The sequence below is a fragment of the Niabella ginsenosidivorans genome (assembly GCF_001654455.1).
GTDB classification, from domain to species: Bacteria; Bacteroidota; Bacteroidia; order Chitinophagales; family Chitinophagaceae; genus Niabella; species Niabella ginsenosidivorans.
The window spans coordinates 4,817,859-4,842,453 of the sequence record NZ_CP015772.1; the positions used below are offsets into that span (position 1 = coordinate 4,817,859).

Consider the following 24,595-nt stretch of genomic DNA (forward strand, 5'->3'; position numbering starts at 1 on the left):
ACTAATGAATAAAATTATTTAAAATCAAGACCCCGATCAAGCCAACCACAGATACAATAATTTCCATTATTGACCATGATCGTAAAGTGTCCTTTATACTTACATTAAAATATTCTTTAAACATCCAGAAACCGCCATCATTTACATGAGAGAACATCAGGCTTCCTGCGCCAATAGACAATACCATCAGGTTCGGATCGGTATGTGTTTGCCCTATTAAAGGCGCAATAATACCGGCGGCGGTAAAGCCCGCTACGGTGGCGGACCCTACAGCGGCGCGGATAATTGCAGCAGACAGCCAGCCCAAAAATAAGGGAGATAAATCGGTTTGCTGCAACAACCCTGCGATCTGATCACTTACACCACTGTCTGTTAACACCTGTTTCAGCCCTCCGGCACCACCAATAATTAACAGGATCATGGCTACTTCTTTTACCGCATCGCTGTACATCAACATCACCCGCTGCATATTACGCCCCTTTTTTAGCCCCAGTATCCATGTGCCGGCAATCAGGGCAGCCAACATTACAATGGAAGGCTGTGCTAAAAACGAAATCAGTGAAGCGTATTTGTCATGCAAAACAAAGGGCAGCAATGTCATCAGGGCAAAAAGCCCTACCGGTAAAAGCGCTACAAAAAAACTGCTGAATGTGCCGGGCAGGTTTTCTTTTGCGATTGCCTGTGGCCGGAATGCCTCCAGTGGCGCAGCTGGTATTTTTAATAAGGCCCTGGAAAAAACGGGGCCTGCAAGAACAATCGCCGGAACAGCCACTACAATTCCATATAATAATGTTTTACCAAGATCTGCATGAAACTGGGAGACCAGCGCCGCCGGAGAAGGATGCGGCGGTAAAAACCCATGTGCCACGGAAAGCGCTGCCAGCATGGAAATGCCGGTGGCTACTGCCGGCAGCCGGTATTGATATACCATTGAAAAGATAAGGGGCACCAGCAGCACAAAACCGGTATTATAAAACAACGGAATGCCCACGATAAACCCTACCAATGCCACGCCCCAATGCACTTTTTTTATGCCTGTTTTACTGACAATGGAGGTGGCCACCTGTTGTGCAGCGCCCGTATCTGCAATCAGTTTTCCCAACATTGCCCCGGCAATAATGATCACCACATTACTGCCCAATATATCTCCAATTCCTTTTTCCACAGATTGAGTGATCTTGTCCAGCGGCACCCCCAGGCAAAGCCCTGCTGTAACGGATACAAACAGGAAAGAAAGAAAAGCATTGATCTTAAAAACGCCAATCAGCACTACCAGCAACAGGATCGCACCCAGAACAATAATTAAATCCATGTACAAGCATTAGAGAGTGAACAGATTCGGGGCTTAAATTTAAGGGCAAATCCTGAGAATATTTAGAATTGTTATACGGAAGGCTTCTTGCGAAGCCGCAAAGAGGGCTGGCCGCAATGTTTTGCCTTATCTGTAATACACTTCCTTTGGTATCAGTACAGGTTACAGGATAAATATTTTTAGCTGAAGGATACCCTATAAACAGGTATTGATCATAGCGTCCTTTATGTAAGGCAGCAAGCCAAGCAGCGTATTCATAACATTTCCGGTAAATATCTGGCTTTACGCCGTTAGAGGAAACTATACCCTATCCTTATCCAGGTAACTGTTTAATAAATGATAGCAATACCATTCCTGCCTGGGTAAATGAAAGGGCCCTTTGAATAGATTTCCTTTTGCTGTCTGTGCAATGGTTCCATCCCTGTGGAGATAGCCAAACCATTCCCCGTGCTGCGGGTCATGAAAATGCTGATAAGAATACGCATGAACCATTTGATGCCATTGCGCATACTTTTCATTTCCAGTAAGCAGATATGCTGACAGAGTTGCTATAATGGCTTCATTATGCGGCCACCAGAACTTCATATCCTGCCAGTATTCCTGCACCGGCCTGTGGTATACGTCCCTGAAATAGAAAATGCCGCCCTGCTCCTGATCCCATCCGCGCTCCCACATATAATCCAGCATACGGCAGCCTAAATCAATTAAATGCGGATCGTTATTGCGGTGCATGGCCTCCTGTAAGATAAACCAGGCGCCCTCAATGGCATGGCCGGGGTTTAACGTTCGCCCGTCAATATGATCAATAATGCTGCCATCGGGAGCTACCTGCTCCATCACGCATTGTATATCATCCTTTACAAACCCTGTTTCTATTTCTCTGATCCATTTGGAGATGTACTCATCACAACGCGGATCACCAATCGTTTCGCATAGCTGCCGGGCTGTGTTGATCATGATCATAGGTATGGCAATGCCTTTAGATGGTCGCGTATCTGTGAATTTCGGGGGAAGCTTTTTTTCTCCGTCTGCATATTGAATACAGGTAGTAAAAAGCGCTCTTGCCTTTCCGGCAGCCTGCTCATCGCCGCTGGCTTTGGCATAAGCGGCATGCGCAATGCAGGCAAAGGTTTCAGAAAAAAAATATCTTCTTTTTCTTATGGGCCGGCCATCTCTTGTAACATGAAAGAACATTTGCCCATCGGCATCAAAGCAATACTTATTTAAAAAATCAATACCGGCTTTTGCAGCGTCCAGCCACTCCTGCCGGGGCTCAATAGTGTTATACAGGGTAGATAGCAGCCAGGCTGTGCGCCCCTGTATCCACACAGCTTTGTCATCATCAATTAACGAACCGTCCGCATCCCTCATTAAAAGATAACCCCCAAATTCATTGTCAATGCTTCTCGGAAACCAAAAGGGAAGCGTGTCATTTAATAGCTGATTTTTATAAAACGCCCGGAGTTTTATAAGTTGTTCGCGATTCATATTCTGTTATTTTACAGGTTCAATAAAAGTACTTGCCGGTAATAAATCTCCGTTTACCAGATTCGCCCTGGTAAATGGCTGCCAGGCATAGGCAACTTTTTCCGCATGCACACCTTCAGGTATAGTAATGATTACTTCATCCGCTTTCACAACAGCAGGCACTTTTATAAATGCTCCTTTACCGGACATAATTTCAAAGCCCTCCAAAGACCTGCCGTTGGCCGCCTTCAGCCCTGTGGCATACTGAAACCTGATCCTGATCTGATTGCCTGTTTTTTTCAGGGATTGAAACAACGGGCCAGATGGTGTAATACTTTTATGATAGGTTTTATTGAGCGCTAACCCTGCAAGACGGTTGCCAACGGGTATTTTGTTTTTATAATGCACATCAGCAGTATCCCCCAGATCGCTAGTAACAACCATACCGCAATGATCTACCTGGTTTATTAAATTCCTTTGCACATCCCGAAAGTAATTCCAGGAAGGCCTGTTAATGCTGGAGAGCTGAACATAATAAAAAGGCAGGTCTTTTTGCCACTGATTCCGCCAGTCCTTTACAAAAACAGGGAACAGTTTTTGGTATAGCTCTGCATTTTCAGCATCGCTCTCTCCCTGGTACCAGATAACCCCCTTAACGGGGTAAGGAATCAGCTTTTCAATAGCGGCCTCAAAGTTAAAGGACGGATCATAAGGGTGGCGTTGAAAAGGTGAGGCGGCATTTTTTAAATTTACATCGGCTCTTTGCCTGCACCATTGCATCAAATAATCAGACTGGCGCCAGTTATGGAAAGCCGGCTCAAAAAGCGGGGCCGCTTCAAGCGCATAACGGCTTACCCAGGAAATAAGCGGCGATCCTCCAACAGCAACTTCAATAAGTCCCACAGGTACATTTACCTCTTTAAGCAACCTTGCGCCAAATATATATCCAACGACAGAAAAATCCGCAGCGGCCTTTTTATGATTCAATTGCCAACTGCCTGAAAAAAAGTCCAGCTCATTTGCCTTGCGCAATTCATTATTTGTCCACGGGCGGTTATCCGTTTCAGCATAGGGTTTATATTTAAACAAGCGTAAAGGCTGCAGGGAATCGGTATTTTGAAGGAGACTATCTGCCCCGGTGGTTTGTGATAACGGAAAATACATATTTGACTGACCGGAGCAAAGCCATACGTCACCAATTAGCACATTACGAATTGTTACCCGGGTTGACAGGCTGGATATTTCAATAACCTGTGGTGCGCTAACGGCCTTTGATGCAGGAAAAAGTACCTGCCATTTGCCATCATAACCGGCTATTACGGTTTGTTTATTCGTCATAAATTTTACAGTAATGGCAGCGCCCGCGTTTGCTTTTCCCCATATCTTAACAGGTTCATCGCGCTGCAATACCATATTATCTGTAAATACAGGCGGTAGCTGCAGCCCGCCGAACTTCCCGGTAATGTATTGATAAATGGTTTGAGCTATAATACCGGCTCCCGTTTCATTGGGATGCAGGGTGGCCGCATCTGTAAATACATCGGGACGGTTATGAAGCGCCTGATATAAATCGATCAATGGCAGGTTGTTTGCTGCGGCTACCTTTCTGATTTTTTCCTGTACCTTCCAGTACCAGTCAAAAGTGCTCGACATAAACCGGCTATGCCCCGTAAACAGGGGAGTTAACCGGCAAATAAATATTTTTACCCCCGGGCTCATACTCCTGATGGTATCTATAAGCCAGTTATAATCCACCATAAAATGATCGCGGTAATTGGGAAAATCCCTTGGATCCGTATCATTTAATCCCAGATCGATGACTGCTATAGCGGGTTTGAATTGTAATAATTCCTGAAACTCTTTTGTTTTAAAATAAGGATTATGACCTTTCCTCAGCAGAGTGGCACCGTTATGTCCGAAGTTCCGTACTTCATATTGGTCGCCCAGTTTTTGCTGCAGGAGCGCAGGATAGGACATTTGCGCAGGATCCTTCAACCCCCAACCGTATGTAACGGAATTGCCAATACAGGCCACTTTCATAAGCCGCTGCTGTGCATAACAAACGGAGGCCCATAAAATCATTACCAGAAAGCAGAAAGGGCGCTTATACATTGTCACTTATTCAATAGTCAGTTTATAATATCCGCTACAGGGATTTTTACAAAATTCAGGTCTCTTATCCCTTCATATAAAACTCCAAGGGTCTCTTCATCCACCTGCACCAATGCAGAGTAGCCATAAGCCTTCCGCTCATCAATCAGTAGCTGGTGAGCCGGCAGCCAGGTTGCGCCCAAATCAAGGCTCGCTTTAATGGTTAAATGCTTGCGCGCGTCACTATTATTCATGTTACTAAAGAAAACCACTTCCCTCAATACACCTTTTATCTTTACGCTTGCCTTAATGATGGATGCCATGCAAACAGGGTCTGGCAGTGCTTCGTAAGAAGTTGGATGCTCCAGCCATGTTTTACCCATATCTTTTGTGGTAGCAACGCTGCGAAAACCACCCCGGTTATCCCGCATGTTCAGCATCAGGGTTCCCGGCGTGGTTTCTATTACCTGGCTTTCTGTGGTATTTGATTTAGCGCCAATGCCGGATTTCCAGGTTTTTCCATGATCCATACTGTAAATGACTGATCCGTGTGGAATGCCGGGCTTCTTTGTTTCATCCCAGTACTGGGATGCGAAAACAAGCGTTCCGTTTTGCATGGCGATGCCGTTGCCGGGCCCCTGAAAATATAAATGCCAGGCAGGATTTTTTACCTGCGAAGTAATATTGATCGGCGCAGACCAGGTTTTTCCGTCATCAGCACTGCAGACTAAAACAAACTGCCCCGAAACATCCGGTGACAAACCAGGCTCAGATCCGGCAATGGACCGGTTACCTTTGCTCCATAACCCGGCTACCCATATTTTTTTACCGGCCGGATCAAACAAAACGGCGGGATCACCAATGCCGCTGTTCTCCCCGGGTTTACCCATACTCATAATGATCTTCATGGGTTCCCAGGTTTCGCCGTTATCAGTGCTGCGGCTCATACCTATATCAATATCAGCAGGAAGATCCCTGTCATTTTTATACCGTACGTCATAAACAGCGATCAGTGTATTTTTGTCGGTTCTTACAATACCGGGAATCCGGTAGGTATTAACGGAGTCATCACCCGGTTTGCGGATCCTGATGCCGGTGTACCACCCCTTCTCTAACTGATTACCGGCCCTGATGGGCAGGCTGCTGCCATTTGATAGAATAATTGTATGTGTGCTTAGCTGAACCTTCTTATCAACAGGTGCCTGCTCTTTTAAAAGAACACTTACCCACAGGTAATTGAGTCCCGGCGCCAGTGTGTCGTTGATAGGAATAGCATTTTTTCCTGCAACAGGCTGTATGTTAACCGGTATGCCTTTACCGGAAAACACCGGTTCATTGCGGGTGTTAAAAATACGGATCTTATCGATCAGGGAGGCACTTGCCGCGTCTGTGTTTATGACCAGTTGCTTTGCTGTTAATGATCCGCCGGGAATAAAAATCCTGACCCGTTGAACGGGGTTTTCATCTACCCTTTTGAACACAGGGATCCTATAGTTGAGCACTTCAGCATCCGCTTTTGTTCCCTGTGCGTTACTTATTGCCGGTATAAAAAAAAGAACAGCCAGGCGGGCAGCGGTAAGCAACGATTTTATTTTATTCATAATCTTTTTTTTAAATTTTAATCCTTATAATTATTGGTTCGGGGCTTTAATAATGATAATTGCAGCAACACGGCTACTGCAACAATTACTGACATCAGGGCAAAATTGCCTCCCAGCTTGCCGGCGTCCGTTGCTTTCCCCAGGAGACCGGTAACAACGGCTCCTGCAAAAACCCCGCTCATATTCATTAGCCCGTATGCTGTTGCCCGGTACTTTGCTGAAACAAACTGGCAAAGTATCGGCATATTATTCGCATCAAACATTCCAAACCCAATACCAAAACAAAATGTTGCCGCTATAACGCTGAGCATGGAGTTGCCAAATCCCAGAAACATCAGCGCAGGAATGGTAAGTCCCAGGCCGATAGCGCTGGTATAAATACGGCCCCGCAGGTTCTTTTGTACCCATTTATCTGAAAGAGTACCGCCAATAAGTACCCCAATAAACGAGGATACAGCAATCGTAATAGTAGCGGCAGGCCCGGCCTTTGCCATATTGATCTGCAGGTTCTCCGCAAATAAAGTAGGAAGCCAGTTTTTTGTGGCCCAGCCCGGAAGGCTGGGCATGGCAAAGCAGAACAGGATTACCCAAAACGCAAGATTGGAGAACAGAACAGCCAATCCTTTTAAAACCGGCAGTTTTCCGGTGATGTTCTCTTGTTGCCGGAGCAACGCTGTTGATGGCCGCCTTTTTGATTTCAAAAAAAGGATCAGCACCACCGCGTAAATAATGCCGGTAATGCCAAACCAGTGAAACGTTTGCTGCCATGAAAAATTACTGGCAACTGTAGCACCCAGCCCTCCCAATGCCTGCCCAGCGTATAAACCGGTCATGTGCAGGCCAATGGCCAGCGATCTTGTTTTTGATTCGTGATATTCGGTTATTAATGCCAATCCTGCCGGGATATAAAGCGCTTCGCTGACACCCATTACCGCCCTTAATATATATAACTGATCAAACGTAGTCGCATACCCCATCAGGTAAGTTACGGCAGACCAAACAAAAAGACTTCCTACGATCAGCCATTTCTTGTTTAGCTTATCTGCTATCATACCGGAAACAGGGCTCATCAAACCGTAGATCCACAGGAATACAGCCATCAAAATTCCAAAATTCTCTGCGCTCTGCAACTGGTGTATGTCTTGCTGCATGGCGGGCTTCATCGTTGACAGCATCTGCCGGTCAAGATAATTCAGCAAGGCCACTACCCATAGTAACCCTACAACTATCCATGCATAAGAAGCGCGTCTTTGATCAGACCTTCCGTTACTGCTATTGAGGTATGTTGTTTCTGTAATTTCCAAAATCTAATGCTTTATTGCCACTCTTAGTATTTCCGGTGTTCTTACACCTGCTTTTATTTCTCCTGAAGGAATATAAATAGCCCCCGGAGTTGCAACAGCCGTTGTTGTTACGGGCACTTTAAACGGAATTATTCCTTTAACAGACCATTTATTTTCAGCAATATTCAATACCAGCACCTGATTGCTAAACCCCGGATGCGTTTCCTGAAGCCGCATCCTTTCAACATTTAATATATGCTGCTTTTGCGTATCTGGTTCATTATTGATCTGCTGAATCTTTAATTCCGTTTCATGAAACCGTTCACCTTTATCACCACCAAAGAGCACAATTTCATTTTCATTAATCATAGCGCCGGTGCCTGCAGCAAGCGGGTAGGGTAAGGATTGCAAAGACTTCCATTCCTTTTTCACCAGATCAAAGGCATAAACATCTTTGTAAAGGGCGCTGATGCCATCTGCTCCTTTTTCCCGGCCACCAATGTAGTAAAGCGCCCGGTTGCTGCCTACCATCACTCCATGGGAAGCGGCATAAGGGAGGTGCGGAAGTTGCTGCCAGCCCTTATTCAGCGCCCTTATATCAAGGCTGTAACATGCATTGGAAACACGATCCTTCATTTCACCGCCTGCTATATAAATGATGTCCTCTACACAGGTAGCTGCAGCATTGGTAACAGCAGCCGGTAACTCCGGAAGCTTATAAAACATCAGTGAATCCCTATGCTTTTTCAGTAGCATTGCATTCCTGCTGATACCGGTTTCATTTTCTCCTCCCCCAATAAAAATGCCCTGACTGAACGAGGTGCAGGCGGCATAAGCCAGATTAAAGGGAAGCACAACAGAGCGCTCATCAGCCAGTAAGCTGTCACCTCTTATTTCAAACGCGAATAAATGGTCATAATATTTTTTCTTTCCTCCTTTCCACGGCATTCCATCCGGAAAATTTGCCCCTCCGCCAACAATCAACTGATCTCCAATGATACCAGCAACAGGCCCCGCGTAACCCAACGATTTCTTTTCATTCTTAACTGCAGGCAGCTGCCCGGCTATATTCCATTTCATTTCCATACTGTTATAGCTGCAGGAACAAATACCTGCAAAAAGAAGCAAACAGATCACCCGTTTTTTCAATGCTTTAAAAATCATTGATTATTTTGAGCAAAAATTATAGAAACCAATCCGCTCTGCATCTTCCATGAATTTTTTAAAAGAAGGATCGTCCATATTTTTAACGGGCAACCGAAATCCTCCGCAGTCAAGGCCTATGAGTTTCATATATGCTTTCCCCACTGCTATGCCTCCATATTTCCCTAACAGCCTGATCATCTCTATTGCTTGCACCTGCAGGTCCCTGGCCCTGCTAAACTCCTTATCATTGAATGCCTTAATCAGCTCATGATAAAGCGGTGCGGCGTAATTATAGGTGCTTCCCACGGCTCCCGAGCAGCCCAGGGCCAAGGCGGGCAGCATATTCTCATCTCTGCCCCAAAGCATGTCATAGCGGCCATTTTCCATGTACATGCATGAAAGAAAGTCCATAAAATCCTCATGTGTATACTTAATGCCGGCAAAGTTAGGAATAGCGCCCCCGATCGCATTCAGTAAATCATACATCGGAATATTGCAACCCGTAAGCGCCGGAATATGATAATAATAAAATGGCGTGTTAGGCGCAGCAGCAGCTACCCGCCGGCAACAGTCTGCCAGGGTTTGCGCTATTACCGGAGTAAAATAAAAGGGTGAAGTAAAGGATATGGCATACAACTTCAGCTGTTCTGTATATGCTGCCATTTCCTCACAATCTTCCAGTGAAGCGCCTCCTACTAAATTAATAATCTTAAACTCAGGATCATTTTCAGCTGCCTCAGCCCATGCTGCTGCTACCTGTTTTTTTTCTTCTATTGTAAGCGAAACACCTTCTCCGGTAGACCCGTTTATAAACGCACCCGCAATCTTATTTCTCTTTAAAAGCTGATAATACTGTGGAATTACCTCAATGTGCAGCCGTCCATTTTGCAGCAGAGGCGCAAACGGCGCTGCAATGAGGCCTTCTATTTTTTTAAACTTCATTGTCTGATATATAATTTTTATAAATGTTTTTTCAATGTCATTAAATGGATTCCCGGTTCAGGATGTCTTTTATTTTTTGAACCATAGAAGCTGCCTGTCCGGATCCTGCCGATTTTATACTAAATTCTTTTAATGCATCGGTCAGATCACTTAACTGTTTACTGGTCTTACCGGATCGATTGCTTTTTATTATCCTGATCTTTTCATACAATTGTATTCCCTCAATAAGTTTTTCAAAACGGATAGAGCTTGTAGCAAATGGATATACCAAAAAGCAGTCACCGGCCGGCGCCATAGTAAACCTGCTGTCCTGAAGCGGTTTGTCGGGCCAGCTGTTATAGGCCCAGCGAAGATAACCGTCAAAATGATTGGCGGCTGCATAAATACCTAACCAGGTACTTTCGGCAGGTGGAGAAAAGGTAAAGCTATTGGGAAAACGTTCTGCACAGCACGTATAATAAGTGCTTTTGAGCTTTTCAGCTTTCCTCCTGTTCAGAACACTATCCGGATAAACAAATTTTGATGCCAGGCAATAATCATAAATATCTTTTTCGATCTCCGGATGATAATTGCCTGCCAGTGCAACTTTCCACTTTTTGTTCAGTGATTTTAGCAGGCCAATGATATACTTCATATCCTCCAGGCCTCTTTCATCCATTGCTATGGTAGTTATATCAAACCATCCTTTTTGTTGAAGATGCCTTTCAAAATCAATAAGCATCGGTTTCCACATCCGGGCGTATGCATCGCTGCCTGGTTTGCATTTTGTACTTTTCACCTGTTGGGTTGCTTCATCATAATAGCTGAAGGATAACCCCCACGGAAGCATTGAATAACAATTGATCTGTTCGTTGATCCCGCAGCTCATCACAAATGCGACGTACCTGTCAAATAAGGAATAATCATATTTCCAACTGCCATCCCGTTTTTTGATCCACCTGATTAAAGCCGGATAGTCGTCATACGTTTGATGCCCCCAAGGTTCATTTACAATACTTGTTGTAATGACCTTTTGTCCGGCTTTTGCCAGCATGCTGTACAGGGAACGCATTGCTTCAAAATGTTCATTGCTCCAAAGTGGTACATGTTCAGCACGTGCCACAGCAGCCGGATGTTGCCATAAGTCGAGGTGGAATTTCCATTGCGCCGGCGGAGGCAACGTTTTGTTGATCACCTCTATATTGATTGGCAGTCTGTATTTTTTCTTTCCTGTTATTTCAATAGCCCCTTTGTAAATACCTGCCGATATGTCCCGGGGAACCTCAATAGATATCCAAACCGGCTGCAGGTTTTTTGTTGTGCTGTTGCCAGGGCGTGCTGCAAAAAGCGGATCGGCAACCATTGAGGAATCAAATACAATCCCACGCCTGTCAGAAATACAGCTTCTTTCCCTGTTGCCAAATCCATCCGTCCAAACATACCCTACATAAGACACAGAGAAGGCGCCTTCCGCAATAAGGTTCCCTTTTGCATCTTTTAGCGCAGTTGCCTTAACTTTAATACCCGGCAATTGCTGATCAGAGTAAACAAGCAGCTGCTGGCTTATTTTTTCCCCTTTCCATGCCTTGCCGTTCCAGGATGAAGCAAGCGTGGTATTTTTAGCCAGCGGGTATGAATAACGCATATTGGTATCCGCAAATCCTATAACCAGGCTATCCTCAGGTATGATCGTATAGCTGCAAACCGTAAGTAAACAGACAAAATAAATTATGCGCTTATAACTGATTATGTTCTTCATTAAAATGCTGCCAAAGTATATTTTTTTTTAATATTTCTATCATAAACAGGAAGACTGCTTAAAAGTTACTTTGCTATTCTGAAACAACCTTCCTGTTTTTTGTCAATAACCCGGAGTTTGTGTTAACAACGGATCATTATTCATCATAGTCTGGGAAATAGGCAACAGCAATTTAGCAGTTGTAGTTGGTGAAAGATAAGAAGGCCTGATCGCCGCATATACATAATCATCTCCGGCTCTTCTCAATGCCCACCAACGTTTTCCCTCGCCAATGAATTCCCTAAGATATTCATCTAAAATGGCATTCATATTGCTGCTAACCGATCCGTTTGTAAAAAGCTGCGCAGCATCGCCATGTGCTCTTTTCCTGATCTGGTTAATTTCTGAAGCAGGATCTTCTCCCAGTTTTGTCTTTGCTTCTGCCATCAGCAACAACACATCCGCATAACGGTAAACCGGGTAATCATTATTGTATACTTGCGTAGAGCCGGATGTAGTTCCTATAAATTTGGTTAGCAGAATCCCTCTTGTATCAAATGGAGATTTTGCAGTGTACATAACCCTGAAAGTCTTTGGAATGCGTTGGTCAGTTGTATCAGCCGTTAGCTTGTTAATAGTTGCCTGCGACATTCCTACGCCATTAGCGCCACTTACATATGGATACACGGATAAGACCTTTGGCGTTGTATCTTTTGCAAATGACAGGCCGGAAGCCTGGATATTATTCACCAGAAAACTTGTAAAGGTTGTCTGGGTTGCCTGTCCCAATTCATAATTTACCGCAAAAATAATTTCAGGGTTATTGCTCTTTTTTGTCGGATCAAAAATATCCGCATAATTGGCGTTTAACATTAACGAGGTTCCCTGTAAAGCTTCTACTTCTGCCAATGCAGCTTTAGCTGTGGTAAAGTCAGCTTTTCCTCCTTCAAGATGTGTACCCGACCAGATATATACATCTCCTTTTAGCACAAGCGATGTTATGCGGTTCCAGAAAACACGGTTCCCGGATGGGAAGGTATTAGCATTACCAAACAATTCGAGCGATTTTTCAATATCACTTTTTATCTGCAGCATTACAGAATCAGGAGTGCTCCGGGCTTTGTAAGTTTCTGCAGCATTGTTTATAGTAATAACCGGCGTTGTTGTTATGGGCACCCCGCCCCATGTTTTTAGCATTGTGTAATAAATGTATGCTCTTAAACCATACATTTCTGCAACTTCTCTTTGACTGATGGCTGCATCAACCGGGCTTTTAGGCAACACATCAATTACGTTGTTAATATTATATATCAGGTTATAAAAACCAGCCCAGTTGTCGAAAGGCACATTTAACGCGCTAATATTATGCGTATATAATTGTAACATTCCGGCATTGGGCGACTCTGTATAAATTCCGTCAACCCATATATCAGACCGCATTTCACCCAGGTTAAAAAACGTGCTCACATTTGAACGGAACAATGCGTATGCTCCGGCATATAATGTTTGAGCAGCCCCGGCATCCGTGAGTGCCAGAGACTTGCTGATGCGGTCCTGTGGAATCACTTCTTCCAACTGGCGCTTACATGAAATTAACGATGTGGTAATAGCCACATATAATAACAGTTTATATATTGATGTATTCTGTCTCATCTTTTCTGATTTTGATTCGATTAAAAAGTGATTTGGGCGCCAAAAGTCAATCTTTTGGGTAACGGATAACGGCCATTATCAACACCTCCAACTTCAGGGAAAATGCCACTATACTTAGTTATATACATAAGGTTTGTTCCTGTTAAAGAAAGGCTTATACCTTTTATTTTATTATTCAGTATGCTACTCAACAATTTATTGGTCAGGCTGTAGCTCAATGTCATTTCCCGCAACATCAGGTAATCACCTTTTTCCCAAAGATTGGCAGCAACAACATTGCCGGAAGCATCGGTAAAACTCCGTCCCTGATTGGCCCAATAGAACAGCGGTAAAGTTGCGTTTGGATTATCGGGCGTCCACGTATTCAGTACATCCTTTGTACTGTTTTGCGAGCCCTGGGCCTGTGTTAACCCTCTCACCTTACTATTATTTAAGATAACAAACCCATACGCATAGTCAAAGGCCGTATATAAATGTATGCCTTTAAACCCTGCATTGAAAAAGAAGCTGCCCAGTCCTTTTGGCGTGGTACGCCCAACAAAGACATATTGCCTTGAATCAATGGTATCATTTTTATATACCTGGTACCATTTCGCATCCCCCAGTTGTTTAAATTTTTTATTATCCCCTGCGTAAGGCAAAAAAGCATTATAAACACTGGCATCAGCCGTTATCATTTCCTGGCTGGTATAAATACCGGCCCATTTAGGCGCCCATACCTCATCATATCCAACCCGCTGTCCTTCTATCAGGCCATTCACCTGCAGCAGTTGTCCTGGATTGTTGGGATCCCAAACCTGTATAGTTCCCTGCCGGTTGCCCGGTAAACCATTATAAGGGAGCTTTACAGCATAGTTCTTAACAGTAAAGTAAGTTGCTCCAAAATCAAGGTTAAACCCTCCTTCTTTTTGGGGCGACACAATTTTTGCATTCAGCGTAAATTCCCATCCTCTGTTTTGCAGCTGAGATAAGTTAGTGGTATAACTTGTGAAACCGGTTTGAGCAGATATGGGCAGACTGGCCAATTTATCAAAAACGTTCCTGATAAAATAATCTCCGATCAAGGTAATCCGGTTGTCAAAAAAGCCCAGGTCGGCACCAAAGTTCAGTGAGTTTGTCCTTTCCCACCTTAAATCCGGATTGATGTAACTGGGGGCATATGTTCCTCCCAGGCCATTGTAAACACCAGCGTTTGTATATACCTGCGCTGTAGGATAATAATTGGGAGCAGGCGTATCAAAAAACTTTAGATTCCCGTTCTCCCCATAGCTTATCCGTGGTTTAACTGTGCTGACGTATTTAGCAATAGCGCTGTTTTTATAAAAATTCTCGCTATGCAGGTTCCATCCTGCCGAAGCCCCGGGGTATAATCCGTAAAAGTTCTTACTGTCTAATCTGCTGGATCCGTCATACCTGAGAATACCAGTAAAAAAATATTTATCGCGGAATGAATAATTCACTCTTCCAATGGCTGATGCCAATCGTTCCCAGCCCGAAAAGTTGGATGAAGCGCCTGAAGGATTTACAATCACGCCGCCCTGTACCGAAGGGGTATTTGAAGCTACAAGCCAGGGGATAATATCTGTTGGCGCTCCGGATGCAGACCCGGAAAAGGTGTATCGTTTGTAGTCCTGAAATTCGCCGCCAACCAAAGCGGTAATATTGTGATCATTTATATTTTTGTCAAACTGTAAAAATCCGTTATATATGTATTGTATATCCCGGTAATTACTGAACGAAGCAGATCGTGTTGTGTTGAAAGAACCTCCGTTTCCCTGCTGGAATGCCTTGGTAAAATAATTGTTATTCTGGTAGAGCATATACCCGGAACCACTCGCAATAAATTTCAGAAAAGGAAGGAATTTGTACTCTATATTCAGGCTTCCCATAAACCGTTGCTGATTGGTGCTGTTGATGTACAGATTACCCCAGTAAGCAGGGTTCCCTAAAGTAACATCATTAGGCCCGGGCAAGATGGTGCCGGAGGTATCGTTATAATAACGAACGGTTGGAGCAACACCCAAAAAGCGTTGCATCAGGCCGCCGGTAGCGCCTGTGGTACCGGCAATGCCGGGCTCAGAATAAGGTACTCCCTGCTCAAGGTTATAGGCAGATGTATTTAACATTACCTTAAAGTTTTTACCAACGTTCAGCGAACCGTTAAAATTCATATTCATACGTTTCAGCCAGGAGCCAACAATTACACCGTTATCCTTTACTGAATTAAGGCTTAACGCAAACGCTCCCTGATCATTTGCCCCGGAAAATGACAGGGAATGTTCCGTGGTATTTGTTCGCTGCATAATCATAGCTTCCCGTTCCTGTGCAGTTATTTCCCTGTATAAGATACTGTCCATAGTACCCGGATAAAACGGATTGGGATCTACCAGCAGTTTCCAGTTCGGGTCCGATAGATACTTGCGGTTGGCGTCTGTTATAAGTTGGGTTGTGTACAACCCTACGGGGGAACTGTTGGTGCTTCCAAATGCCCATCCCCAGGCACCGCTTAGCTGCCCTTTATCACCCGCTATATCTGTATGTGTCAGTGAATCTGCTATATATCTTGCCTTTATACCCAGGCGGTTCATCCGGAGATAATCTTCTGCACTTAAATAATCATTTGCAATACTCCTTGGATAATTGATGGTTTGCCTGATGCTGTACTGCACCTGCGTTTTACCCTTTTTGCCTCTCTTGGTAGTAATCAGCACAACACCATTGGCGGCCCTTGCCCCATAAATAGCTGCCGATGCCGCATCTTTTAATACATCCATTGATTCAATATCATTCATATCCAGGCCATATAAAGAGGGTACCACGATACCATCAACTACAATTAATGGATCTCCCGTTCCGTCAAAGCCGGTACCACCCCGAAAAACAATCCGGGGGGTAGTACCCGGCTGCCCTGTGGTTTGCTGTACCATTAGCCCCGGAACCGTACCCTGTAAAGCCGTAGCAACATTTGAATTGGGATTGTGCTCTAAAGCAAGCGGGTTTACTTTTGATGCGGCCCCTGCGAACTCCCTTCTTTTCTGTGTTCCATAGCCTATGACTACCACCTCGTCCAGCTTGGAAGTTGCCTCAGCAGATAAGCTGACTGAAAGATTGAGTTGCTGCCCCAGTTGCAGCTGCTTCGTGGTATAACCGGTAAAACTGATTTCAAGCGTATCTCCCTCTCTGGCCTCTATACTAAAATGACCATTTTCATCTACTATTCTGGCAACGGCATTACTTTTATTAACAACCGTTGCCCCTGCCAGCACATTACCAGATCCTTCATCAACCACCTTTCCGCTAAATGTTTTGGCCTGCCCCCACATGGCATGTGATAAAGAAATACTGATCAATACCAGCACCACTTTTAACAAAGCAAATCGCATAATTTAAAAATTAATTTATTAAGTATTATGTATGACATAATAAAAATAGGTGCTTCTTTTTAATTCCCAAAATTTTTTTTATTTTTTCTTTGCGGTAGTTTTATTTTTATTTGTTGAATTTTTAAACGGCAGTGATGTGAAGCATCTTTTTAAATCGATCGATAATCATAGCCTGGTAGACCGGGTAGAGGCAAGCCTTATTGACTTGCTGCATCAGCGGAAATTAAAAGTGGGCGACAGCATTCCCAAAGAGCTGGAATTGGCCACCACGCTGGGCGTAAGCCGTACGGTGATCCGGGAAGCGTTAATGCGGCTGCGGATCATGGGACTGATTGACACCAAAAAGAAAAAAGGAACAGTAATCACCAGCCCGGATATATTCGGCAACCTGTCTAAAAGCATGAACCCCTATATCTTAAGCGATGATACATTAAAGGAGATCTTTGAGATCCGCCTGGTGCTTGAAATAGGAATGGCAGACCTGTTATTTAAGCATGTAACCAAAGAAGATATAAAGGAACTGAAGCAAATTATCAAAAATGAGCCTCTGTCGACAAAAAACCAAATGTTCGAGGCATCGTATGAAATTGCATTTCATGGAAAATTATACCAGATCAGCCACAATGAAACATTAATGAAATTTCAAAGCCTGTTATTGCCTGTATTTGATTATGTTGAAAAAAGCTCTCTTTTTAAACCCATTGTAAATCCTAAAAAATTCACCTCCCACAAACAGTTGGTCAATATCCTTGAAAATGGCACCCCGGAAGAGTTCCGGAACGGCATGCGCAATCATTTGGAAAATCATTTTCTCCGTATGAAAGACTGATCCGCGAAAGCAGCAAACTCACTTATAAACAAGTTGCTGTTATGCCCTTTTTACGGGTGAAAATACTTTTCAAAACAATCGGCCCAAAAAGCACCCAGCTTCTGAGCTCCTAAAGCATTCGGGTGCAGGTAAAAAATACCGGAGGGATTCTTTTCCGGGGTAAAATACTTTTCCGGGTTTTTCTTAAAGAAAGCAAATACCTTTCTGTCTCCTTTTAAAACAAATTCCGGGTTTTCTTTTATCAATAATTCTAATTGAGGGGTATAGGTTTGCAGCCGCTTTAACCCTTCTTCCAGGTATACTGAACGGTTCTGTGTGTTCGGACTATACCATATGGGCTGGTGCAACATAAAATGACTGCGGGGGTACCGCTGGTGCAGGCTGTCAATAATTAACTGCAGGTTTCTCTTGTATTGTTCCGGGGCTACAGGTGCACCCGCAGGGCCTTCTGCAGCGCTGTCGTTGGTGCCCAGCATTATTGAAAAAAGCAGTTCAACCCCGGCATCATAAAGGCTATCTGCCGCCTGCATCACTTTTGGAAAAAGTCTGTTGGAGGCCGGTAAAAAGTCCGCCGTTGTACTACCGCTGTGTCCACAATTGGCATAACGGATAGGATACCCTTTTCGTTCCAGGATCTTTACCATTTGTACGGGCGGCGCTTCTTTTTGAGGCGATCGCAACGTGGCTCCGTAGGTAATGCTGTTGCCGATAAAAACAAGGGCATAGCGGGTTGGCGACTGTTGCGCCCATGCCTGCATAACAAGCGTACCCAGTAAACACACTATAAATACACGTTTCATATGCCGGTTACTTTATTTTTTTATTCAATGCTGCCACAATTGACAATAGTGTTTCTTTTGTCTGGTGACCGACATTCCTCAGCAACCATTTCTCGTGGTATTGCAGATATTGACCCGGTTGTACGTTACTATACTTTCCATGGTTTTCCAGTTCCCGGTACCGGCCCATGGGCGCTACATAAATTTCCGCTGCGCCCTGACCAGGCGGCAGGTCCTTTTGGGGAACCTCGGGAAAACATTTTACCAACAGCAGCCCGTTGTAATAATGTGCGATCCATCCCTCCTTAATACCTGAAAATAATTTCTGTCCTTTTTTATTCCCCGCTCCAGTAGGCGGCAGCCAGAGGATCCCGTTTTCTGTCACGGTGCCGGAAATATCCGATTGAGCGCTGACACCGGGCGCCCCAACCGGGAAGAAACTGCATCCGCCCAGGACCCGGGTAACCTCCCAGGGAGCGAGCTTTTTTGACGGGCCGGATGCGTTCCGGATGGTATAACAAATGGCAATTGACGTATCTGCCTTTGATACTGAAAATTCCTTGATCACCTGTATGCCCTGATCCACCGGGCTGGTCAACCGGATGGATTTTGAAGTGCTTTCCAATTGATACGGCAGCAGATCCATAACAGAATATTGCGGCCAGTAGGCTGATTGCGGCGAAAGCCAGAGCGTGGCACCATAATAAAGGGGATGCACGGTATCAGATGCCAGCACCTCTTTACCCGCTTTTTTAAAAGACAGGATCCGCCCGCCTTTTTGAGGCGCCACCGTAAATACCAGGTCGCCAAAGCACAAAGAGATGCAGGAATCAATAGTAGGCCGTTTTTCTTTATACTGCCGGATGGTTTGCGTTTTTGCTACCGGTAAACTGCCTGATAAAAACGGAATGACCATCAGCAACCATATGCTTTTTTTCATAGCTGTGCTATTTTTCCACCCCAAATTCCACTTCATTAGCCCAGTGCTCTTTCCAATCGGGATGAAAGGCCCTGGAATTGATCTTCGATACACTACGTTCCCTGGCCAGTTCCATACAGGCGCCGCCGGCACCATCATCGTTGATCCGTGCAGAGAACTTGATGGGTGCGCCCCGGTCGATCGCTTTTTTTACATCGGGCAGCTCGCTCCAGGGAAGGGCGCATTCCGTGTACAGCGTTTTGCCTTTACGCACGGTTATCAACTTTCCGTTCTTTACAGCACCATCAAAAGGCGATTTGGGCTGGCGCGGGTAAAAATGCTTACGCGGCATACCCGGAACCAGCATTCTCCAGATCTCAAAGCCACCGCCATATTCCGGGGCCACGGTATTTAACGCATACTCATAATCGGTGCATTTATAACCGATATAACGGGGCATTGTGCCCTTTGCAGCAGCTTCCATACCATCTTCCCCGATGGGGATCACGTTAAATGCGATCAGTATATTATCAAACTTTTCGCCGGAAACGCCATCCGGTAATGTAGGTGTTTTACGATAAGTAAATCTCCTTACTCCTTTTGGCCATACCAGCGGCACCAGATCATCCTGTGCAACCATCGTACAGCGAATGCCTGGCGGTAACGAAGCAGCTGCCCCTGCAAGAGAATAACCCGTTTTACCATAAACACCGATCCAGTTGCCCTGTGTGTCAAAGTCTTTTGTTATGAGCGCAGCAGCAGCATTGCTGCCAGCAGCGCGGATCCTGTTATCGGACGCATCAAAAAAGATCCCCGCCAGCTTGGTGGTATTTCTCCAGCTGTCCCAGCTATAAGCTGAACAGCGGATGCGAACGCTTCCCTTTAGATCAAGGCTCAGATAAGCTCCGTTCCACAGGTTTGCTATTGCAGTTGCCAGTAATTCTTTGCCGCTTTTCCGGTCATATACCGTTACCGAAACATTCCGCTGGTTTGTTGCCGGAAAATAAAGCGTTGTACGGGTAAACCCTTTTGTGGGCAGATCTATATCTACTCCAATCGACCGGGTAGAAAGGCTGTTTTCATAATAATTCATGACCCGCCCGCCGGATGGTAATTGCAACGCAGCCCTGTCTGTTGCTGCAGCAGGCTGCTTCACCAGCACCGATTGCATGGCATAAACGGTTTGCAGGAACGCCGTATCCGGGTAAAAACAGGAGTCATCGTTCCGGGTCTCAAAACGCGGAGCGCCTTTGCTGGGTGTTTTGTCAGCCACTTTTGCTGCAAAATAAAAATACTGATCATCATAGGCCATATAGGTTTGCGCCAGCCCTTCGGCTGTTGAATCCAACCGTTCATACGGATGCCAGGCGGCTTCTGTTACTGAAATACTGGCTTTGGAGGAACCCCTGATCGTTTGAGGAATTACTCCGTTCCAGTCATTCAGATCCCCATCCACCGCAATTGTTTTTTTAGCGATAACGTTCACGTGCATCTCTTCCCGGTGTTGCGCAAAACCGTCTTTTCCCGCGTCAAAATACACCTGAAGCGGGTAGCTGTTTTTGCTGTTTGCCTTTCCGTTCATCACTTTTACATGTACCGTTTTTGTTTCATGAGGCCGGAAGCTAAGAGCGGATGGACCAGTTGTTTCCAAACCATCAACCGTAACCGATAAATTACCTTTTACCGGGCGGTTCAGGATATTGGTCAGCAGCAATTCCAGCTCTGGTTTTTCAGCAACAGGCGCCGTAAAATCCTTTGCAATGATTTCCAGCGGTTCATACCCTTCGATCCTTGCATTGCTGATGGCTGTAACCAGCTGATCAAATGCCCCTTTTTTATTCTTCACCCGCATAAAGTATCCCTGGTAATTCAGCGGGACCTCATACACTCCTTTTTGTGGTGCGATCGTATTGCCGTAAAAGTCATACAGTAAAAAAGAAGGATCGGCCTTTACGATCATTTTACCATCGGTGATCGGATGATCGCTGTCGAGCTCCTCCTGTATTTTTTTTCGTTCCACAGCATCCTTTGTTGTTTCCAGCCGTTTTTGCAGATCCTGTTTTTTCCTTGCTTCGCTCAAACTGCGCACATTCCTGAAAAGCACATTTGCCGCACCAAAAGCCTCTCCCAGGTCTCCCGCAATGACAACCGTGCCATCTTCTTTATTTTGGTGATACCCGTCAAACAGCATCACCCAGGGCAGGCCGTTTTTAAAAAGCAGCCGGTTAAAATCCCGCTCCCCGATCAGGCTCTGTACCGCGCCCATTGCCGCTGCCGCAGACCAGGTATTGTGCAGTTTGGGTACTGTTTCTATGCCGTTCTGAGTACGAACAGCCATCGTTTGCGCAGACCGGTTCGGATCACCGGAATACATATACCCGCCATAGATCCCCATCGACCGGTCGTACCCCGCCGAACGGTTTGCTGCTACCACCAGGCCAATCCGGTCATCTGTATTGCCTACCCAGCTTTCCGTGTCCCATATTTTCACCCTTCCTTTATAGTCCTTTCGCTGATTCCATTCCGGGTACAGCACCGGCGCTTCCATCCCCTGGTAATGGATGGATAAAAAATCAAAGATAGGCAGCATTTTCAGCGTACCATCAGAGAAAAATTTATCCAGTGCATTGGAATTGGAATCACCGCCACCTACCAGCACATCCCTTTTTTCCTTACGGGCTTCCAGCACTGCTTCCGCCATTTTTGTATAGATCTCCCGGTACCGGATCATGTCGGCCTGCCAGCCGGATATGGAAGCTCCTTCCCAGGGTTCATTCCAAAGGCATACCGCAGTAACAGGCCCGTTTGGCCAGCCAAAACTGAGGCAGAGTTCTTTTACATATTTTTTAAAATCCTCATCTTCTGAAGGCAGCCATGCCAGATCCTGCTTTGTCCGCAGCAATCTCCCGCCGCTGTCCAAATGAGGTCTTGGGGTGCCCAGGGGCATTGACCAGGCGGCCTGGCCCTCCCCAAACATCAGCATTACCGTAATGTTGTTATCCTTAAAATTTTTCATCAGGCGTTTTAATTCCTGCATAAAATTCTGGTAGCCGGGATTGGTGGTGGACATATACGGTATCCCGTAACGGATGGCCTGCGCCCCGATCCGGCTCAGGAAATCCACCCCCAGGTAATCCAGCGACTGTTTCGGATATTGCATGGGCACCGGTGATGGCTTCATGCTCAGTGCAAAGCTGGTACCCAGCCTGCGGCCGTATGGCCCCAGGTCAAATACTACAGCGTACCCGCCATATTCCTTAATATCATCGATGGCCAGCTCCGTATTCACATAACCGTTGGGCGCAATGGCCAGCCGGACCGGTATTTCTTTTTCATAATCCAGTTTCACCATCCGGGGCAGCCAGATATCATTGGGGATGCCCTTTGTTCCATAGCGGATCACCTGCATTTTTGCCGTTACATCTATTGTCTTACCGGTATTATTGACAACCTGGAATTTCAGGTGCACCGGGTCTCCCGGCCAGAACACATTTGCCGGTGCCGGGGAGCTGATCAGCTGTACCTCATAATCGTAATGCCGCAGCCCGTTCTTAACGCCCAGCACCTCTTCATATCCTGCCCAGTCCTGCGGTTCCTTCATCTGGCTTTGCGCCGTCAGCGTTACCCAAAAAAGAAGTATCCCGGCTATAGAAAATCGTGCCCGCATGTTATTTTGAATTGATTTCGAAATCATTTTTTATCCGGAACTCTTCATCCGGTTTTTTCAGCGCCTTCACATAACTATTATTACTGGAAAGTCGCAGGTATTTATGGTCTGCAGTTACAGTTACCGGAGGTACTTTAATAGATGCGTTATCCGCTGCCATCGAAAGCGAGAGACCGATGACCGCCTCTTTCATAGCTGCCAGGTTGAACGTTTTCCTGCGGCCGGAATAAATGACATAATCGGCCCATTGCTGGTCTTCCGTTCCGCCAAATTCCCAATGTCCTTCCGGAAGCCCGTCCCAATTAATATAGGGTATTCCTATACGCGCCTGTACAAGTCCTGACTTCAGTAGTATTTCTTTTTTTACCGGATCCGTTACCGAAAAACCGGAGGCAGCAACGGCCCCTCCCACCTCAATGCGTACCCGCAGATCAGCGGCTGAAATCGTGGCATCTTTTATCCGGTCGATGCCGGGATGCTTATCGCCACCGTTATACGCCACGTTCAGGATGGAGAGCACGGTAGCCGTATCCTGCATACTTTTTATATGTACCGCTGAAAAATCATAAAAGTCATGCAGGAAGCGCACCCGCAGGCATACCGGCTTTTCTGCGGTGCCCCAATGCGCTATCAGCGGGCGGCATTGATTCCACAGGTACCCCTGGTTCACAGATGCCAGTGCATATTGCGGGTGCGCGTACAGGGTGCCAACAATATCTCTGGCCATTACTGCTTCACCATCAGCATACCGAACCGTATTCTTTGGCTGAAGCCGCCCCATTGTAAAGGTATCCGTTTCTGTACGGGGCAGCTCCTGGTGCAGGAATGCCGGTATCATTGCGGATGGTATCTGGTGTGGCACCAGCACGTCCGGGTCTTTTAAATAGGTACCGGGTAAAACGATCTTACCACCGGATGCGGTAAACAGCAATCGTTTCAGATCCGGTGTCAGCAAATTGCTGTAGGCCCTCAGGTTGGGTCCGCACCATTGCCCCGAAGGCGCATGAAAATGACGGGCGATCATGCGCCAGCATAACTTATACAGTTCCTCAACTTTTCTTTTATCTTCCGGGTTGGTGATCACCTGCTTCATCCGCAGCAGCTCATTCATGGCCACCACCGTATAGGTGGGGCTGTTGTATTCTGTAAATCCTTTGTTGTCTTTGGTATACTGGTAAAAATAAGCCAGCCTGTTGCGGGCATAGTTACTAATGTCCGGTATCCGGTACAAATCACCCACCACATAACAAACGTAGGTGCCCATAATGCAGATATTGGTATAATCTGCTTTCACATCCCTTTTCTGAATAGCACGGGCAGCCAGTATCAATGCTTCCCTTACCTGTTGCTTTAAATCTCTGTTCAGGTGCTCAGAAGCATTGAGCACGATATCTGTTAATGATACCGCCATAAAATCGGCCCAGTTATAATCTACAGGCGCTTTGCGGCCTTTTAACGGGTCCTCCGGATAATAAGGCCACACCCCGCAAAACGGTTCCCGGCTATCTTTTTCCTGCAGGGGCAGTATGTTTTTTAAAATGGTGATGCCGCGTTGAACAAGTACGGTGTCATCCGTACGCAGCAGGGCAGCCGCATACTGTACAGAGGCGCGCGTATCGTGCACCCGAACACCGCTGTCCAGGTCGCTATGGTAATGTTTTTCTTTTGTTACCGTCCATAGCAGGCCCTGTTCTTTATCATAGTGCGCTTCATTTTCAGCCAGCTCCTTTTTGAGCGTGGCAACGGCCGTTTTTGATAACCGGTCGGGCGTTTTCCGAATGTTGCTGCTCACCGAGCAGCCGGAAA

The 24,595-nt window shown here is 45.7% G+C and carries 15 protein-coding genes; 1 reads left to right on the forward strand and 14 read right to left on the reverse strand.

From position 1 onward, the window contains the following. Window position 1 precedes the first annotated feature (1 nt). The 10 genes from A8C56_RS20445 to A8C56_RS20490 form a co-directional block, all read right to left on the reverse strand. A complete protein-coding gene (locus tag A8C56_RS20445; protein ID WP_067760230.1) occupies window positions 2-1,312 on the reverse strand; it encodes a gluconate:H+ symporter in 1,311 nt (436 codons plus the stop codon). Window positions 1,313-1,612: 300 nt separating this feature from the next. Continuing rightward, window positions 1,613-2,800 carry an AGE family epimerase/isomerase gene (locus tag A8C56_RS20450; RefSeq protein WP_067760232.1) on the reverse strand — a complete coding sequence of 396 codons (1,188 nt, stop codon included), beginning with the start codon at window positions 2,798-2,800 and terminating at the stop codon, window positions 1,613-1,615. Between the two features lie 6 nt (window positions 2,801-2,806). Further along, window positions 2,807-4,891, reverse strand: coding sequence for a GDSL-type esterase/lipase family protein (locus A8C56_RS20455; protein WP_067760234.1), 2,085 nt, complete (start codon window positions 4,889-4,891; stop codon window positions 2,807-2,809). 17 nt (window positions 4,892-4,908) lie between these two features. Next, window positions 4,909-6,471: a sialidase family protein gene (locus A8C56_RS20460; protein WP_067760236.1), complete on the reverse strand. Its 1,563-nt coding sequence runs from the start codon at window positions 6,469-6,471 to the stop codon at window positions 4,909-4,911. A gap of 17 nt (window positions 6,472-6,488) precedes the next feature. Further along, window positions 6,489-7,775, reverse strand: coding sequence for an MFS transporter (locus tag A8C56_RS20465; protein ID WP_245645619.1), 1,287 nt, complete (start codon window positions 7,773-7,775; stop codon window positions 6,489-6,491). Between the two features lie 3 nt (window positions 7,776-7,778). Then, window positions 7,779-8,834: a Kelch repeat-containing protein gene (locus A8C56_RS20470; RefSeq protein ID WP_169818807.1), complete on the reverse strand. Its 1,056-nt coding sequence runs from the start codon at window positions 8,832-8,834 to the stop codon at window positions 7,779-7,781. Between the two features lie 87 nt (window positions 8,835-8,921). Beyond that, window positions 8,922-9,842 (reverse strand): dihydrodipicolinate synthase family protein, encoded by a 921-nt coding sequence (locus A8C56_RS20475; protein ID WP_067760240.1) that lies wholly within the window; start codon window positions 9,840-9,842, stop codon window positions 8,922-8,924. Between the two features lie 40 nt (window positions 9,843-9,882). Beyond that, a complete protein-coding gene (locus tag A8C56_RS20480; protein ID WP_067760241.1) occupies window positions 9,883-11,580 on the reverse strand; it encodes a DUF4091 domain-containing protein in 1,698 nt (565 codons plus the stop codon). 102 nt (window positions 11,581-11,682) lie between these two features. After that, window positions 11,683-13,212 carry a RagB/SusD family nutrient uptake outer membrane protein gene (locus A8C56_RS20485; protein ID WP_067760243.1) on the reverse strand — a complete coding sequence of 510 codons (1,530 nt, stop codon included), beginning with the start codon at window positions 13,210-13,212 and terminating at the stop codon, window positions 11,683-11,685. Window positions 13,213-13,232: 20 nt separating this feature from the next. Then, entirely contained in the window at window positions 13,233-16,595 is a 3,363-nt protein-coding gene (locus A8C56_RS20490; RefSeq protein ID WP_067760245.1) for a SusC/RagA family TonB-linked outer membrane protein, read from the reverse strand. Between the two features lie 136 nt (window positions 16,596-16,731). Between A8C56_RS20490 and A8C56_RS20495 the strand changes: the two genes are divergently transcribed. Next, window positions 16,732-17,424, forward strand: a complete 693-nt coding sequence (locus A8C56_RS20495; protein ID WP_067762350.1) for a FadR/GntR family transcriptional regulator — start codon at window positions 16,732-16,734, stop codon at window positions 17,422-17,424. 50 nt (window positions 17,425-17,474) lie between these two features. Here the strand turns inward: A8C56_RS20495 and A8C56_RS20500 are convergent, their stop codons facing one another. From A8C56_RS20500 to A8C56_RS20515, 4 genes are read right to left on the reverse strand one after another with little or no spacing between them, the layout of a single operon-like run. Then, window positions 17,475-18,224: a GDSL-type esterase/lipase family protein gene (locus tag A8C56_RS20500; RefSeq protein ID WP_084490310.1), complete on the reverse strand. Its 750-nt coding sequence runs from the start codon at window positions 18,222-18,224 to the stop codon at window positions 17,475-17,477. A gap of 7 nt (window positions 18,225-18,231) precedes the next feature. Further along, window positions 18,232-19,143 carry a DUF4380 domain-containing protein gene (locus tag A8C56_RS20505; protein WP_169818808.1) on the reverse strand — a complete coding sequence of 304 codons (912 nt, stop codon included), beginning with the start codon at window positions 19,141-19,143 and terminating at the stop codon, window positions 18,232-18,234. Window positions 19,144-19,150: 7 nt separating this feature from the next. Beyond that, window positions 19,151-22,816 (reverse strand): DOMON domain-containing protein, encoded by a 3,666-nt coding sequence (locus A8C56_RS20510; RefSeq protein ID WP_218917208.1) that lies wholly within the window; start codon window positions 22,814-22,816, stop codon window positions 19,151-19,153. Continuing rightward, complete coding sequence (locus A8C56_RS20515) at window positions 22,791-24,581, reverse strand: hypothetical protein (RefSeq protein WP_169818809.1); 1,791 nt, start codon at window positions 24,579-24,581, stop codon at window positions 22,791-22,793. The genes A8C56_RS20510 and A8C56_RS20515 overlap by 26 nt, the downstream gene beginning before the upstream one ends. Window positions 24,582-24,595: the final 14 nt, after the last annotated feature.